We start from the raw sequence: 14,986 nt of genomic DNA on the forward strand, positions 1-14,986 counted from the left end.
CCCCGCCCGTGCGTGCGAAAACTAGCTTCGTCGCCGGAGGTGACCGAACGATGACGGCCTGTGCGATCGAGCCTTCGGCGGACCCCGGGAACGGCGGCCCCCCGCGGGCGGGCTGCAGCATCACCGCGGAGGGCGCCTACGCCGCGCGACTCGCCCTGAGCGGAGACTCCTGGTATCCGGAGCGCTGGACCCTGGACGGCCCCGAGCCGTACGCGGTACCGCTGCCCGGCAACCAGCCGGAGGAGCCCGGCACCGAGGTGCAGCCGATGGGCGACGGACGGGTCCTGGTCCACCGCGTCGCGGCCGGACGGCACGTCTTCGCGCTGCTGTACCCGACCGGGCCCGGCACCGGCGAGCTGCCGCTCGGCGCGGTCGAGTGCCCGGCGGACACCACCGCGCTGCGCCTGCTGCCGCCGGCCCCGGGCGGCGAGCGGGCGTACGCCCTCGCGGTCGGCCCGCGCTCGACGGTGCTGTGGCAGGTCGCGGGCGGCGCCTTCGGGCCCGAGCGGCTCGCCGAGATCCCCGGCCGCTGCTCGGGCGGGGCCTGGCTGGACCGCACGGGCCGGCTACTGGCCGTGGACCGGGAGACCGGCGGCCGCACCAAGGCGGTCGTGGTGGACCTGGAGCGGGGCGGCGACGTGTCGCCGCTGCTGCAGATCGCCGCGGACAGCGACGACCGGATACTGCTGGCCGATCCGGACAGCGGACTGGTGCTGATCCGCTCGGACGCGCCCTCGCCGGGACAGGACCGGCTCGGCTGGGGGGTGCTGGGCAGCACGTTGCCGGTGCGCTTCCCGGAGTGTCTGCGACTGCCGGACTGCGTCGTGACGCCGTTCGCGATCCAGCCCGGCCAAGCGCTGACGCCGGAGCGCTGCGCGGTGGCGCTGCGCGTGGACGGCGCGTTCGGCAGCTGGCTCGGGGTGTGGCGGCCCGCCGAGCGGCGGGTGCGTCATCTGCCGGCTCCCGAGGGGTGGTTGACGGGCGCCGGGCTGTGGACCGCGGACGGGGAGCTGCGTCTGCCGTGCTCCACACCGCGGTCGCCGTGCGGCGTGGCGCGGCTGAGCGCACCCGAATCGGGCGGCGAGCGGGCGGAGGATGCGGAGGAAACGGCTCCGGGCGAGCCCGGCGAACCCGAGGAGACGGACACTCCGCCGCCCGCTCCGCAGCGCCCCGTACCCCTGCAACAGGCCCCGCTGGCACGGCTTGTAACGAAGTAGTGCCGGTTGGCGTGGCCGCCTGGATTCGGGCCGAGGTGTGCCGGTTACACTCGCCCGGCTGTAGGAAAGATCATGTTGACGGGGTGAATTCCTTCCGATGAACGACGCCAGCACGACCCAGCCGATGCAGGCCGACGGTGCCGACGTTCGCGAGACCGACACCGGCCACGGCCGGCACCGAGGACCGGTCTCCAGCCAGGACGGCGTGGCGACCCCACGGGGCCGCCACCGCAAGCCGGCCGAAGAGTCCGAAACGGCGGCCTGACGGCGCGTCGAGAGGCAAGGCAACGGCACACGAAGTAAGAAGCGGGCAAGCGGCTCCGGCCCCGTTCGTCACTGCGACGGACGGGGCCGTTGTCGTCATCCGTACCGGACGACGGTGTCGGCGAGGACGGGGGCGTCGTCCCTCTCGACGGCGCTCACGGCCACCCGCACGGAACCGCCGCCGTCCCCCGCCGGGTCTCCGCCGTCCGGCACCGCGGACCGCCACATGCGCACCCGCAGCGTCTCCCCCGGGTACCCGGCCCCGGCGAACCGCGTGCGGTACTCGCGCACCCGGGTCACGTCACCGTCCAGCAGCGTGTCGACGACCGCCTTGAGCGTTCCGCCGTAGGTGCACAGCCCGTGCAGGACGGGCCGGTCGAAGCCGGCGCGCGCCGCGAACTCCGGGTCGGCGTGCAGGGGGTTCCAGTCGCCGGAGAGCCGGTAGAGCAGGGCCTGGTCCTCGCGTACGGGGCGCTCGACCACATGGTCGGGCGGGTCGGCGGGCGCCGGCGCCGGGCGCCCGGACGGTCCCCGTTCACCGCCCCACCCGCCCTCCCCGCGTACGAAGATCTCGGCCTCGTCGGTCCACAGCGGTCCGTCCGCGTCGGTGACCTCGGTGCGCAGGACGAGGACGGCCGCCGTGCCCTTGTCGTACGCGGCGACGACGCGGGAGGCGGCGCTCGCCCGTCCCCGCACCGGGACGGTCCGGTGCAGGCGCAGCTGCTGTCCGCCGTGCAGGACGTGGGCGAGATCGACGTCGACGCCGGGCATGGACAGGCCGCCGATGACGCCCGGGGGGCCGCCGCCCGCGACCGTCGCGAAGCTCGGCAGGACGTGCAGCCGGGACTCCAGGGTGTAGCGCAGCTCGCGGGGGTCGGCGGCGGGGAGACCGGCGCCGATGCCGAGGTGGTAGAGCAGGACGTCCTTGTGGTCCCAGGCGATCTCGCGGACGCGGGGTGCGGCGGCGAGCGCCTCGGCTGCGTCGATGGGCATGACACTCCCCCGGTACCGACACCATGGACAGCCACGACCGTACGGGACGCCGACCGCACACCGCACCGCTCCCGCCGTCTCCCTCGCCGGAGCGGCCAAGGCGTACGGCGACGTCCGCGCCGTCGACGGCGTGGACCTGGCAGATCGCGCGCGGCGAGACGGTCGCGCTGCCGGGACGCGACGGCGCGGGCAACGCCGCGGCCCCGCACCTCTCCGAGTCCACGGTCCGCACCTACCTCTCCGCGGCCATCGGCAGGACCGCCACCCGCAACCGCCCGGAGGCGCTCCGCGAGGCACGGCGCCAGGGATGGCTCTGAGGCGACCGAGGCTCCCGCGCCGACACCGGCTCCAGCACCGGCACGGGCTCCGGCACCGGCACCGGCACCGCCTCCAGCACCGGCACCGCCTCCGGCTCCGGCTCCGGCACCGGTTGTCGACCGGGAGCCGGTGCGTGCGGCGCCGAGCGGCGCGGACGCCCCGGCCAGGCGCCGCCCGCACGCCGTGCCGCCAGGGCAGTCGAGCCGTAGCGCCGGGCCCCGGGGCGCCGGGGCAGGCGAGCCGGGGCGCCGGGGCAGGCGAGCCGGGGCGCCGGGGCAGGCGAGCCGGGGCGCCGGGGCAGGCGAGCCGGGGCGCTTGGGCGTTCGCGCCAATCACCTCCCGGCTCGGCCCCCGGCCCCGGGCCCGCCCCGGGGCGGGCCCCGAAACCGCTCCCCCCTACCCCGCTACCCCGCGCGAGCCCCGCTCCCCCGCCGGCAGCCACACCCGCATCAGCACCGCCCCGGCGACCAGCACCGCCGCCGCCGTACGGAACACCAGCGCGTACCCGTCCGTCAGCTCCTCCGGTCCGGCGCCCTCTCCCCCGGCCCGGGCCGCCGCGATCGTCGACATCACGGCGAGCCCCAGCGAACCGCCCATCGTCCGGGAGGTGTTGATCAGCCCGGAGACCAGTCCGGCGTCCCCGGCCGCCGCGCCCGAGATGGCCAGCGACGCCAGCGGAGTCGCCGCCAGCCCCGCGCCCAGCATCATCAGCACCCCGGGAATCATGATCGCGGTGACGTACCCGCCGTCCGCGGTCATCGTCGACTGCCAGCCGAAGCCGACCGCCGCCACGAGCGTGCCCAGCACGGCCACGTTCCGCGCCCCGATCCTCGGCATGAACCGCGGCGCCGCCTTCGAACCGAGAACGACCGCGAGCGAGCTGGGGACGAGGGCGAGACCGGCCTCCAGCGGGGAGTAGCCCAGCACGTTCTGCGCGTACAGCGTCATGAAGAACCACATGGCGAACATCGACGAGCCGGACACCAGCATCGCCACGTTCGCCGACGCCACCGACCGCAGCCGCAGCAGCCCGAGCGGCATCAGTGGCGCCGCCGTCCGCGCCTCGACGAGCAGGAACAGCGCGAGCAGCGCGAGCCCGGCGAGCAGCGGCACGAGCGTCGCCGCCGCGGCCCATCCCTCGGACTCGGTCTGCGAGATGCCGTAGGCCAGGGTGGCCAGGCCGGCGGTGACCAGGAGCGCGCCGGGCAGGTCCAGGCGCCGTCGTTCACCGGCCCGGCTCTCGGTCAGCCACAGCACGGCGCCGGCCAGCACCACCGCGCCCACCGGCACGTTGATCAGCAGTACCCACCGCCACGACAGTCCGTCCACCAGGACGCCGCCCACCAGGCCGCCCGCGGCGCCGCCGCCCGCGCCCACGGCGGTCCAGGTCGCGATCGCCCGCGCCCGCGCCGCGCCCTCCGGCACCGCCGCGGTCAGGATCGTCAGCGTCGAGGGTGCGAGTACCGCCGCTCCCAGTCCCTGCACGGCCCGCGCGGCCAGCAGCTGCCAGCCCTCCTGGGCGAGGCCGCCGCCCAGCGAGGCCAGCGTGAACAGCCCGAGCCCGACCAGGAACATCCGCTTGCGCCCGTACAGATCGCCGGCCCGCCCGCCGAGCAGCATGAAGCCCGCGAAGGCGATGGCGTAGGCGTTGACCACCCACTGGAGTCCCTGCGCGCTCAGCCCGAGGTCGGCCCGCATCGACGGCAGGGCGACGTTGACGACGGACACGTCGAGTACGACCAGGAACTGTCCGGCGCACGCGAGCGCCACGACCAGCCAGGTGGGTGGCGTGCGGCGCGAGGATATTCGGGCGGTGGTGGTGCCGGTGGCTTCGAGCATGGGTGTCATGGTCTCAACCCGGGCGCACCCCTTGCATCGGTTTTTGGTCCCCGGACGGTCCTAGGTCTCCGGTCTCCGGTCTCCGGTCTCCGGTCTCCGGTCTCCGGTCTCCGGTCTCCGGTCTCCGGTCCCGGGTCTGGCCTTCTCCCCAAAGAAAGGTCAAGAATTCGTTAGGGGCTCGAAACAACGGAATAGTTGCCCCAGCGCACGAGGTTCAGCCTGCACACACCCCGCATCGCACATCCGCACCGCATTCGCCGGCTCCCCGGCCTGGAGGCCTCACCCCATGTCCCACACGACGACCGACGAGCCCGCCCGGAAAGCGAGCGGGACCACCGTCCCGGTGCTCGCCTTCGCGGGCATCGTCGTCGCGGTGATGCAGACCCTGCTCGTCCCGGTCATCAAGGACCTGCCCCGACTCCTGGACACCACTCCCGGCAACGCCACCTGGGTACTGACCTCGACGCTCTTGTCCGGAGCCGTTGCCACGCCGATCATGGGACGGCTCGGCGACCTCTTCGGCAAGCGCCGCATGCTGATCGCCAGCCTGTCGGTGATGGTGGTGGGCGCGCTGGTCAGCGCGTTCACCGACGCCCTGCTCCCGATGATCGTCGGCCGTACCCTCCAGGGCTTCGCGATGGGCGCGATACCCCTCGGCATCGGCCTGATGCGCGACATGCTGCCCCGCGAGCGGCTCGGCTCGGCGATGGCCCTGATGAGCTCCTCGATCGGCGTCGGCGGCGGCCTGGCGCTGCCCGCCGCGGCCCTGGTCGCGCAGCACACCGACTGGCACGCCCTGTTCTACGGCGCCGCCGGCCTCGGCGTCCTCGCCATCGCCCTGACCCTGCTGGTCGTACCGGAGTCCCCGCTGCGCGCCAAGGGCTCCTTCGACCTGCCGGGCGCGGTGGGTCTGGCCGCCGGTCTGGTGCTCTTCCTCCTGCCGATCACGAAGGGCAGCGACTGGGGCTGGTCCTCGCCCACCACGCTCGGCCTGTTCGCCGCCGCCGTCGTGGTCCTGCTCCTGTGGGGCCTGATGGAGCTGCGCCTCGCGGCCCCGCTGGTCGACCTGCGCACCACGGCCCGCCGCGAGGTCCTGCTCACCAACCTCGCCTCGATCATGGTCGGCGTCTCCTTCTACGTCATCTCGCTCGTCCTGCCGCAGCTCCTCCAGCTGCCCTCCGAGACCGGCTACGGCCTCGGTCAGTCGATGGTCGTCGCGGGCCTGTGCGTGGCACCGCTGGGCCTGACGATGATGTTCACCGCGCCGGTGTACGCCCGCCTGTCCGCCCGCTACGGCCCGCGCACCACCCTGATCCTCGGCCTGGTGATCATCGGTATCGGCTACGCCGGTGGTCTCGGCCTGATGAGCGCCGCCTGGCAGACCGTCGTCACCTCGGTGCTGATCGGCGCCGGCATCGGCCTCGCCTACTCCTCGCTGCCCGCGCTGATCATCGGCGCGGTCCCGGCCTCGGAGACGGGCGCGGCCAACGGCCTCAACACCCTGATGCGGTCCATCGGTACGTCGGTGTCGAGTGCCGTCATCGGCATGGTGCTCGCCAACACGGCGAACGACGTCGGGGGGGTCGCCGTCCCCACCATGCACGGTTTCCGCGTCTCGTTCCTCATCGCGACCGCCGCGGTCGCCGTCGGCCTGGCGCTGGCCCTCTTCCTCCCCCGTCGCCGCCCGGCGACGACCACGCAGCTGCGCGCGAGCAGCGAGGAGGACGCGAACCTGGCCCGCGCCGAGCAGGCACTGGCCGGCGAGGGCCTGGCCGGGGAGGCGCCGCGCGGTTTCCGCGGCCGGGTGCTGGCCGCCGACGGGGCACCCGTCGCCCGCGCCAAGGTCACGCTGATCGACCGGCACGGCCGCCAGGCGGGCGCGACCCTCTCCGCCGGGGACGGCAGCTACGCCCTCGCCGTCCCCGCCGAGGGCCCGTACGTCCTGGCCGCCCGTGCCGCCGGCCACGGCCCGCTCGCCCACTCGGCCACCCACACCGGCGGCGAGGGCCCGGTCGACCTGGACCTGGCCCTGCCGGGTGAGACGGTCTCCGCCTGACCCGTACCGTCCCAGCTCCCGCACCCCCTGTCGCACCGCGCGACGGGGGGTGCGGCAGCATGGGGCGCCGACACACCCGCGCCACCGGCACACCCGCACCACCAGCACACCCGCACCACCGAAAGGACCCCTCATGTCCGCGGCACCCGCCCCCGACGTCCTCGCCGCCTTCGAGGCCGCGAAGGGGTTCATGCCCGCGCACGAGGGCCTCGCCCTGTACGCGGCGGCCGTGGAGGCCGGCGGGCTCGGGCTGCCGTTGCTGGAGGTCGGCACGTACTGCGGGCGCTCCACGGTCCTGCTCGCCGACGCGGCCCGCCGGGCCGGGGTGACCGCGCTCACCGTCGACCACCACCGGGGCAGCGAGGAGCAGCAACCGGGCTGGGAGTACCACGACCCGCAGACGGTCGACCCGGAACTGGGCGTGATGGACACCCTGCCCACCTTCCGCCGCACCCTCCACCGGGCCGGTCTGGAGGAGCACGTGGTGGCCCTCGTCGGCCGCTCGCCCCAGGTCGCGTCGGTCTGGAACGCGCCCCTCGGCCTCGTCTTCGTCGACGGCGGCCACACCGACGAGCACGCGACCGCCGACTACGAGGGCTGGGCACCGCACGTGGCCGACGGCGGCCTCCTGGTCGTCCACGACGTCTTCCCGGACCCGGCCGACGAGTTCACCGGCCAGGCCCCGTACCGCGTCTACCTCCGGGCTCTCGCGTCCGGCGCGTTCACCGAGGTCTCCGTGACCGACTCGCTGCGCGTCCTGCGGCGAACGGGCGCGGGGATCTGAGGGCGCGGTTTAGAGTCGCTGCGTGTCGTACACAGGCCCGGACTTCGATCCTCCCCAGCCCCGCCGTTCCCCGCTGCGCCGCCCGCTGACCGTGGCGATCGCCGCGCTCGTGCCCGGGGCGCTGCTCGGGTGGGGGGTGTACGCGGCCGTCGGCGGCTCGGACGACGGCGGCAGCGGGGGCGGTGCGGACCGCGCCGGCAGCGTGGGTACGTCATCGTCGGCTCCGTCCTCCAGTGGCCCCGCGTCGCCCACCGACGACGCCAAGAGGCCCACGGGCACCTCCCCGTCGGCGACGACGACCAAGCCCTCCCCCTCGAACTCGAAGTCCGCACCCGTCGCGGCGTCCGGCCCCCTCAAGGGCAAGGTCGTCGTCATCGACCCGGGCCACAACCCGGGCAACTTCCAGCACGCCTCCGAGATCAACCGCAAGGTGAACGTCGGCACGCACTGGAAGGAGTGCGACACGACGGGCACGGCCACCAACGCGGGCTGGCCCGAGGCGAAGTTCACCCTGGACGTGGCCCACCGGCTGCGCACGCTCCTGGAGGAGCAGGGCGCCACGGTGAAGCTGACGCAGGACGACGACCGTTCGTACGGGCCCTGCGTGGACGAGCGGGCCCGGATCGGCAACGAGGCGGAGGCCGACGCCGCGATCTCGATCCACGCCGACGGGTCGGGCACCGGCAACCGCGGCTTCCACGTGATCCTGCCGGGGTCGGTGCACGACGGCGAGGCCGACACCCGCGCCATCGTCGCCCCGTCCGCCGAGCTGGGGCAGCGCATCGCGGGCAACTTCGTCCGCGCCACGGGCAGCGCGCCCTCCAACTACGTCGGTGGCGGCACCGGCCTCGTCACGCGCACGGACCTGGGCGGTCTCAATCTGTCAACGGTTCCCAAGGTGTTCATCGAGTGCGGCAACATGCGCGACAGCAAGGACGCGGCGCTGCTGACCAGTGGTGCCTGGCGGCAGAAAGCGGCGCAAGGGATGTCGGATGGCCTTGCAAGCTTCCTGAGAAAGTAGCCAACGGCGCCGCTGGGCAATCCGTCAGTGCACCTCAGCCTCTCGCGACCTGTGTCGTGACGGGGTGGAGACCTCCGACCAGGATCGCGCGCCTGATACAGCGCGAGTTGGAGTCTTTGACTCCTCGGACCGGAACTGGCGTTCCCTCATCGAATGCGTGACCGTTCGCTGTCCGTCCTCGTTGGATGCAACGAGGGGATCGTCGAAGTGGGGGGAGGCTGCCGAATGAGCCGGAAGTTCAAGCCGCGACCCGGCTGCGTGGTGCAGGCCTACAAGTTCGCGCTCGACCCGAACGCCGGACATGAGCAGGCGCTGCGCTCGCACTGCGGTGCCGCCCGCGCCGCCTACAACTGGGCCGTGTCATGGGTGACCGCCTCGTGGTGGCAGCGCAAGGCCGAAGCCTCCTACGGCATCGCTGATGAGGAGTTGACGCAGTGGCGGCCGTGGTCGCTTCCCTCACTGCGTAAGGAGTTCAACCGGGTCAAGACCACCGACCCGAGATTCGCCGACTGGTGGCAGGAGAATTCCAAGGAGGCCTACAACACCGGCCTGTCGAACGCAGCCGCTGCGTTCGACAACTACGCCAAGTCCAAGCAGGGCAAACGCAAGGGCGCCAGGGTGGGCGTCCCGCACCGTAAGACCAAGCAGAAGGCCCGCCTGGCGTGCCGGTTCACCACCGGCACGATCCGCGTCGAACCCGACAGCCGGCATGTCACCCTGCCCCGGCTGGGCAGGATCCGCACCCACGAACCCACCATCAAGCTCCTGGCCCGTATCCAGGCCGACAGAGCGCGCATCCTGTCCGCGACCGTCCGGTATGAGCGCGGGCGCTGGTTCGTCTCCTTCCAGGTAGAAACAGCCCGGGAGATTACCCACGTCGACCATCCGGACGCGGCAATCGGCATCGACCTGGGCGTGAAACACCTCGCGGTCCTGGCCGACAGTTCCGGACAGACACGGTACGAGCCGAACCCGAGGCACCTGGACGGTGCCCTCAAGCTGCTGAGGTTCCGTTCCCGTCGCGTCTCTCGGCGGCGGGGGCCGGACCGCGGGACCGGCCAGAAGCCGTCAAAACGGTGGGAGAAGGCCAACCATCAACGCAACAAGATCCACTACCGGGTAGCGAGCCTGCGGACCGACGCGCTGCACAAGCTCACCACCCGCGTGCGCGCCGAGTACGGCACGGTAGTGCTCGAAGACCTCAACGTCGCCGGCATGCTCCGCAACAAGCGACTTGCTCGCCGGGTGGCCGATGCCGGGTTCGGAGAGATCCGCCGCCAGCTCACCTACAAGGGCCGGCGCAACTCCTGCCCCACCATCGTGGCCAACCGCTGGAACCCCACCTCAAAGAGCTGCTCGCACTGCGGCGCGGTGAAAGCCAAGCTGCCGCTGCATGTACGAGTCTTCACCTGTGACACCTGCGGCCTCGTCCTGGACCGGGACGAGAACGCAGCCCGCAACCTGGTCGCCCTCGCGGTGGCCTGCACCACTGGTACCGGAGTGGCCGGAGACCAGGACACGCCCCGCGTGTCGAAACCCCGTGGAGCCGACCGTAAGACCCGCCGTCAACGCCCCGGCCGCAACACCGGCGGGGGCGGGCGGGCAGGTGGCGCAAGCCTGCCGCACCAGCGGTGGAAGGAAACGGGAGACCGTCGTCAGGACACTGGAGTGCTACCCGCACTGAGGTGAGACCGTCACGGACCTTCCAGGCGGAAACGCCTGGAATGCCGAGAGTCACCGCGACTTCGAGTAACGGAATCGTGAGTTTCCTGCGCGTGTGGCGATCCGCGGCTGATCCCAGCGGACAGCCTCATCGGAGCAACGATAAGGTCACCCGTACGATGAGGGGCCACCCCCGCGCTTCACTCCGGAACCTGACGGCGACATGGTGACAGCGACGCCTCTACTGACGACGAGACGACTTACGAAGGACCTGAAGTGAATATCCGCTCCCTCACTCGAGGCGACGGCGTGGTGATCGGAGCAGCGGTGTTGCTGTTGATCGCGTCGTTCCTCGACATCTACTCGTTCGATGGCGCACCGGACGACGCCGAAATCCCCAGCCTGTGGGGCAGTGGGCCGGTCGTGCTCGGTGTGGTCCTGGCGGGCATCATCGGCGCCGCGCTCGTCATCGTGGCCCGCGCTCTGCCGCAGCCCAAGAAGGTGGCGGGCCTCGACCTCGGCCAGTTCGGCGTCGCGTTCACGGTCTTCGCCGCCTGGAGCGCGCTCGGCAACATCTTCGACCCCGCCGGCGCCTTCGACGGCGACGGGGGCCTCACCAATGACCTCGGTGCGGGCATGGGCCTGATCCTCGCGCTCGTCGCCACGCTCGTCATGGCCGCCGCGGCCATCGCCACCCCGCTGGTCCCGGCCCTCAAGGGCTCCCTGATCCCGGCCGCCCGTCCGGCCGCGCCGCAGCCCTACGGCGGCCAGCCGCAGGGTGGTTACGGCTACCCCGGCGCCCAGCAGCAGCCGTACGGCGGACAGCCCGGTCAGCCGGGTCAGCCCGGCCCCGGCCAGCCCGGTCAGCCGGGGCAGCCGGGTCCGTCCTTCGGCGGTCAGCCGCAGCCGGGTCAGCCGCAGCCGCAGGCCCCGCAGCCGCAGCAGGCGCAGCAGGCGCAGGCTCAGCCGGCCGGGGACTTCTCGCCGTTCTGGTTCGCCGTGCCGGTGCCGCGTCCGCTGTTCGCGGAGGACGGCTCCCCCACGCCGATCGCCGAGCTGGCGCCGGGCACCTGGTACCTGGCCGTCGAGCAGCGCGGCGCCAACCTGGTCGCCCAGACACAGGACGGCCGCCGCGGCGTGCTACAGGACACCTCGGGCATCCAGCGCGGCTGACCGCGCCCGCCCGCCCGTTCCACGTCAACGGCCCCTCGCGCACCGGAACTTCCGGGGGCGAGGGGCCGTCGTCGTACGCATCAGGCGTAGGTTTCAAACAGACATCCGGGGCCAGACGGAAGGCATGTCCCCTCGAAGTCGCAGTGGCTCCAACTCCGCCGGGACGGCCGTCGCGGTGATCGCGGACATCATGGCCGTCATCCTCGGACTGTGGATCCTGATGTACCTGTTGGACGCGAACCGGGCCAATGACCTGGTGCGGTTCGTCCATGACGCGGCCAACTGGCTGGCCGGCTGGTCGCGAGACCTGTTCACGTTCGACGAGGCCTGGGCCCGGGTGGTGGCCGGTTACGGACTGGCAGCCGTGGTCTACCTCTTCGTCGGCCACGCCATCGCCAACCGCCTCCACCGCCACTGAGCGGCGCCGGGCGGCGCGGCGTTCAGACGCAGCAGTCCGGGTCGAGCCCCCTCGGCAGGCGGTCGCCGGAGAAGACCTGGCAGGTGGCCTCGTGGCCGCCGAGCGCGGCGACGGCGAGGAGCAGCGAGCCGGCCGTCCAGGTGGTCAGCTCGCGCGGCCAGATCGCCTCGTCCTCGAAGACGTAGCCCGTCCAGTACAGGCCGCTGTCCGGGTCCCGCAGGTGCTGGATCGACTGGAGGATCTCCAGGGCGTGGTCGGACTCGCCCACCGCCCACAGGGCGAGGGCGAGTTCGGCCGACTCGCCGCCGGTCACCCACGGGTTGGGGACGACGCAACGCACGCCGAGGCCGGGGACGACGAAGCGGTCCCAGCTCTCGGCGATGCGGGACCTGGCCTCGGTGCCGGTCAGCGCGCCGCCCAGCACGGGGTAGTACCAGTCCATCGAGTAGCGGCCCTTGTCCAGGAACCGCTCCGGGTGGCGGCGGATGGCGTGCCGCAGCGCGCCCGCCGCCAGCTCCCAGTCGGGTTGCGGTTCTTCGCGCTGCTCGGCGATGGCGAGCGCGCAGCGCAGCGCGTGGTGGATCGAGGAGCTGCCGGTGAGCAGCGCGTCCGTGGTGTCCGTGCCGTCGTCGTCGCGCCGCCAGCCGATCTGCCCGCCGGGCTGCTGGAGGCGCAGTACGAACTCGACCGCCGCGCGGACGACGGGCCACATCCGGTCGAGGAACGTGTCGTCGCCGGTGGCGAGGTGGTGGTGCCAGACGCCCACGGCGACGTAGGCGACGAAATTGGTCTCCCGGCCGCGGTCGGTGACGTCGGCGAAGTCGCCGTCGGCGTAGGCGGCGTACCAGGAGCCGTCCCGGTTCTGGTGCCGGGCCAGCCACTCGTACGCCCGCTCGGCGGCGTCGTGCTCGCCGGCCGCGTCCAGGGCCATCGCCGCCTCGACGTGGTCCCACGGGTCGAGGTGGTGCCCGCGGAACCACGGGATCGCGCCGTCCTCCCGCTGCACGGCGAGGATGCCGCGGACGGTGGCGGCCGCCTCGGCGTCGGTGAGGACGCCGGGCAGGACCAGGTGTTCCGTGCGGGGCGTGCGAGGACTCCGGGGCGACGTCACGCGGCGTCCACCGACGGGAGGTGCGGCTTGGTGGCGTACGCCACGAAACTCTTGCCGATCAGCGGGTTCAGCGCCTGCTCGGCGACCCTCGTCGCCAGCGGCTTCTTCATGATGTCCCAGACCAGCAGCTTGTGGTACGCCCGCACCGGCAGCGCCTTGTCGTTGTCGACGCCGAACGCGCACTTCAGCCACCAGTACGGCGAGTGCAGCGCGTGCGCGTGGTGGGTGCCGTAGGGCTTGAGTCCGGCCTCGCGGATACGGTCGAGGAGCTGGTCCGCCCGGTAGATGCGGATGTGGCCGCCCTCGACCTCGTGGTAGGCGTCGGAGAGGGTCCAGCAGACCTTCTCGGGGCCGTAGCGCGGCACGGTGATCGCGATGCGCCCGCCGGGCTTGAGGACGCGGACCATCTCGGCGAGGACGCCCTTGTCGTCGGGGATGTGCTCCATCACCTCGGAGATGATGACGACGTCGAAGGACTCGTCGGGGAAGGGCAGGGCCAGCGCGTCGCCCTCCATGGCGGTGGCGGTGGCGCCGGCCGGGGCCTCACCGGCCTCCTTCATCGCCGCGAACCACTTGGCGACCTCGCGGATCTCCTCGGCGTTCTGGTCCAGCGCGACGACCCGGGCGCCGCGCCGGTAGCACTCGAACGCGTGCCGGCCGGCGCCGCAGCCGAGGTCCAGCACGCGGTCGCCCGGGGCGAGCGGGAACCGGGAGAAGTCGACGGTCAGCACGTGGCCCTGCTTTCGGGGTAGACGCCGGTGTCACTGGTCGCACTGGTCGGGGTCGCGGGGACGGCCCCCGGGGTGGTCTCAAGGGGGCGGCCGATGGCCTCGCGGTAGCGGGCGGCCGTCCCCTCGGCGGCCCGGGCCCAGGTGAAGTGCCGCAGCACGCGCTCGCGTCCGGCCGCGCCGAGCCGGGCCCTCAGTTCACGGTCGCCGAGCAGTCGGTTCAGGCCGGCGGCCAGCGCTCCCGCGTCGCCCGGCGGCACCGCGAGGCAGGTCTCCCCGTCGGGTCCGGCGACCTCCGGGACGGCACCGCCGGTCGTGGCGAGCAGCGCCGTGCCCGTCGCCATGGCCTCGGCGGCCGGCAGCGAGAATCCCTCGTACAGCGACGGCACGCACGCGACCTCGGCCGAACGCACGAGGTCGACCAGTTCGGCGTCCGAGATGCCCTTGACGAACTCGACGGCGCCTTCGAGGCCGTACCGCTCGATCGCCTGGGCGACGGGACCTTCGGCGGGCCGCTTGCCGACGACGACGAGGTGGGCCCGGGGGTGCTCGGTGCGCGCCTTCGCCAGCGCCTCGACGAGGAAGACCAGGCCCTTGAGCGGCACGTCCGCGCTGGACGTGGTCACGATCCGGCCCGGCACCCGCGGCACCGACGGGTCGGGCGAGAACAGGTCGGTGTCGGCGCCGATGTGCACGACGTGGATGCGGTCGTCCCGTACGCCGAGGTGGTCGATGATCTCCTGGCGGGAGGTGCCGGAGACGGTGAGCACGGACGGCAGGCGGCGCGCGACGCGCTTCTGCATGCGGGTGAAGGCATACCAGCGGCGCACGGAGTACCGCCGCTTGCGGCTGTCCGCGGCGTCGAGTTCCAGTTGCCGGTCGACGGTGATGGGGTGGTGGATGGTGGTGACGAGGGGTGCGCCCACGTCGCCGAGCAGCCCGTAGCCGAGGGTCTGGTTGTCGTGGACGACGTCGAAGTCGCCGCGGCGGGCGCGGAGATGGCGGCGGGCGCGCAGTGAGAACGTCAGGGGTTCCGGGAAGCCGCCGGTCCACATCGTGCCGACCTCGAGCGCGTCGATCCAGTCGCGGTACTCGCCGCGCTTCGGGGTGCGGAAGGGATCGGGCTGGCGGTAGAGGTCGAGGCTGGGCAGCTCGGTGAGCGAGAGCCGCTCGTCGTGGCCCTCGTCGAGGACGGGGTAGGGCTGGGCGCCGATGACCTCGACGCGGTGGCCGAGGCGGGCCAGTTCGCGGGAGAGGTGGCGGACGTAGACGCCCTGGCCGCCGCAGAACGGGTTTCCCTTGTAGGTGAGGAGTGCGATGCGGAGCGGTCGCAAGCCGTCGGCGGCGGGCTCCGGACGGGGACCCGTCTGACTGGCCTCAGCGGTCACTCCGGGCCCCCTTC

The 14,986-nt window shown here is 72.9% G+C and carries 13 protein-coding genes and 1 pseudogene; 9 read left to right on the forward strand and 5 right to left on the reverse strand.

The features are described from left to right. The first annotated feature begins 50 nt into the window (after nt 1–50). On the forward strand, nt 51–1,217 hold the full coding sequence (locus ACFW48_RS00530; RefSeq protein ID WP_386309005.1) for a hypothetical protein: 1,167 nt from the start codon (nt 51–53) through the stop codon (nt 1,215–1,217). 97 nt (nt 1,218–1,314) lie between these two features. Continuing rightward, the gene (locus tag ACFW48_RS00535; protein ID WP_386309007.1) at nt 1,315–1,482 is read left to right on the forward strand and encodes a hypothetical protein; all 168 of its coding nucleotides are present in this window, start codon (nt 1,315–1,317) and stop codon (nt 1,480–1,482) included. 95 nt (nt 1,483–1,577) lie between these two features. Here ACFW48_RS00535 and ACFW48_RS00540 read toward each other — a convergent pair whose 3' ends face one another. Further along, nucleotides 1,578–2,474 carry a MaoC/PaaZ C-terminal domain-containing protein gene (locus ACFW48_RS00540; protein ID WP_386309010.1) on the reverse strand — a complete coding sequence of 299 codons (897 nt, stop codon included), beginning with the start codon at nt 2,472–2,474 and terminating at the stop codon, nt 1,578–1,580. A gap of 191 nt (nt 2,475–2,665) precedes the next feature. On the opposite strand from ACFW48_RS00540, the pseudogene ACFW48_RS00545 reads away from it, so the two are divergent. Further along, a pseudogene (locus ACFW48_RS00545) lies at nt 2,666–2,791 on the forward strand (DNA-binding response regulator); the annotation flags it as partial. 397 nt (nt 2,792–3,188) lie between these two features. Here ACFW48_RS00545 and ACFW48_RS00550 read toward each other — a convergent pair. Further along, on the reverse strand, nt 3,189–4,631 hold the full coding sequence (locus ACFW48_RS00550; protein WP_386309011.1) for an MFS transporter: 1,443 nt from the start codon (nt 4,629–4,631) through the stop codon (nt 3,189–3,191). Nucleotides 4,632–4,917: 286 nt separating this feature from the next. Between ACFW48_RS00550 and ACFW48_RS00555 the strand changes: the two genes are divergently transcribed. From ACFW48_RS00555 to ACFW48_RS00580, 6 genes are all read left to right on the forward strand, one after another. Further along, entirely contained in the window at nt 4,918–6,687 is a 1,770-nt protein-coding gene (locus ACFW48_RS00555) for an MFS transporter (RefSeq protein WP_386309014.1), read from the forward strand. Between the two features lie 133 nt (nt 6,688–6,820). Further along, nucleotides 6,821–7,471, forward strand: coding sequence for a class I SAM-dependent methyltransferase (locus ACFW48_RS00560; RefSeq protein WP_386309016.1), 651 nt, complete (start codon nt 6,821–6,823; stop codon nt 7,469–7,471). A gap of 22 nt (nt 7,472–7,493) precedes the next feature. Beyond that, nucleotides 7,494–8,492, forward strand: a complete 999-nt coding sequence (locus tag ACFW48_RS00565; protein WP_386309018.1) for an N-acetylmuramoyl-L-alanine amidase — start codon at nt 7,494–7,496, stop codon at nt 8,490–8,492. Between the two features lie 153 nt (nt 8,493–8,645). Further along, nucleotides 8,646–10,181, forward strand: a complete 1,536-nt coding sequence (gene tnpB / locus ACFW48_RS00570; RefSeq protein ID WP_386309019.1) for an IS607 family element RNA-guided endonuclease TnpB — start codon at nt 8,646–8,648, stop codon at nt 10,179–10,181. Between the two features lie 249 nt (nt 10,182–10,430). Further along, entirely contained in the window at nt 10,431–11,327 is an 897-nt protein-coding gene (locus tag ACFW48_RS00575) for a hypothetical protein (RefSeq protein WP_386309021.1), read from the forward strand. A gap of 124 nt (nt 11,328–11,451) precedes the next feature. Then, complete coding sequence (locus tag ACFW48_RS00580; protein WP_107479119.1) at nt 11,452–11,745, forward strand: hypothetical protein; 294 nt, start codon at nt 11,452–11,454, stop codon at nt 11,743–11,745. A gap of 22 nt (nt 11,746–11,767) precedes the next feature. On the opposite strand, the gene ACFW48_RS00585 is transcribed toward ACFW48_RS00580, so the two are convergent. Genes ACFW48_RS00585 through ACFW48_RS00595 form a run of 3 tightly spaced genes read right to left on the reverse strand, consistent with a single transcriptional unit; the run spans nt 11,768 to nt 14,972 of the window. Beyond that, complete coding sequence (locus tag ACFW48_RS00585; protein WP_386309022.1) at nt 11,768–12,856, reverse strand: prenyltransferase; 1,089 nt, start codon at nt 12,854–12,856, stop codon at nt 11,768–11,770. Continuing rightward, nucleotides 12,853–13,587 (reverse strand): methyltransferase domain-containing protein, encoded by a 735-nt coding sequence (locus ACFW48_RS00590; RefSeq protein ID WP_386309024.1) that lies wholly within the window; start codon nt 13,585–13,587, stop codon nt 12,853–12,855. The genes ACFW48_RS00585 and ACFW48_RS00590 overlap by 4 nt, the downstream gene beginning before the upstream one ends. Continuing rightward, nucleotides 13,581–14,972 (reverse strand): glycosyltransferase family 4 protein, encoded by a 1,392-nt coding sequence (locus ACFW48_RS00595; protein ID WP_386309026.1) that lies wholly within the window; start codon nt 14,970–14,972, stop codon nt 13,581–13,583. The genes ACFW48_RS00590 and ACFW48_RS00595 overlap by 7 nt, the downstream gene beginning before the upstream one ends. Nucleotides 14,973–14,986 lie beyond the last annotated feature (14 nt).

The organism is Streptomyces sp. NPDC058812, assembly GCF_042744565.1.
GTDB lineage: Bacteria > Actinomycetota > Actinomycetes > Streptomycetales > Streptomycetaceae > Streptomyces > Streptomyces thinghirensis.

Bases quoted from the DNA above. Each gene is read 5' to 3' on its own strand.
- ACFW48_RS00530 (WP_386309005.1), top strand. From the start codon at position 51: ATGACGGCCTGTGCGATCGAGCCTTCGGCGGACCCCGGGAACGGCGGC.
- ACFW48_RS00535 (WP_386309007.1), top strand. From the start codon at position 1,315: ATGAACGACGCCAGCACGACCCAGCCGATGCAGGCCGACGGTGCCGAC.
- ACFW48_RS00540 (WP_386309010.1), bottom strand. From the start codon at position 2,474: ATGCCCATCGACGCAGCCGAGGCGCTCGCCGCCGCACCCCGCGTCCGC.
- ACFW48_RS00550 (WP_386309011.1), bottom strand. From the start codon at position 4,631: ATGCTCGAAGCCACCGGCACCACCACCGCCCGAATATCCTCGCGCCGC.
- ACFW48_RS00555 (WP_386309014.1), top strand. From the start codon at position 4,918: ATGTCCCACACGACGACCGACGAGCCCGCCCGGAAAGCGAGCGGGACC.
- ACFW48_RS00560 (WP_386309016.1), top strand. From the start codon at position 6,821: ATGTCCGCGGCACCCGCCCCCGACGTCCTCGCCGCCTTCGAGGCCGCG.
- tnpB (WP_386309019.1), top strand. From the start codon at position 8,646: ATGCGTGACCGTTCGCTGTCCGTCCTCGTTGGATGCAACGAGGGGATC.
- ACFW48_RS00580 (WP_107479119.1), top strand. From the start codon at position 11,452: ATGTCCCCTCGAAGTCGCAGTGGCTCCAACTCCGCCGGGACGGCCGTC.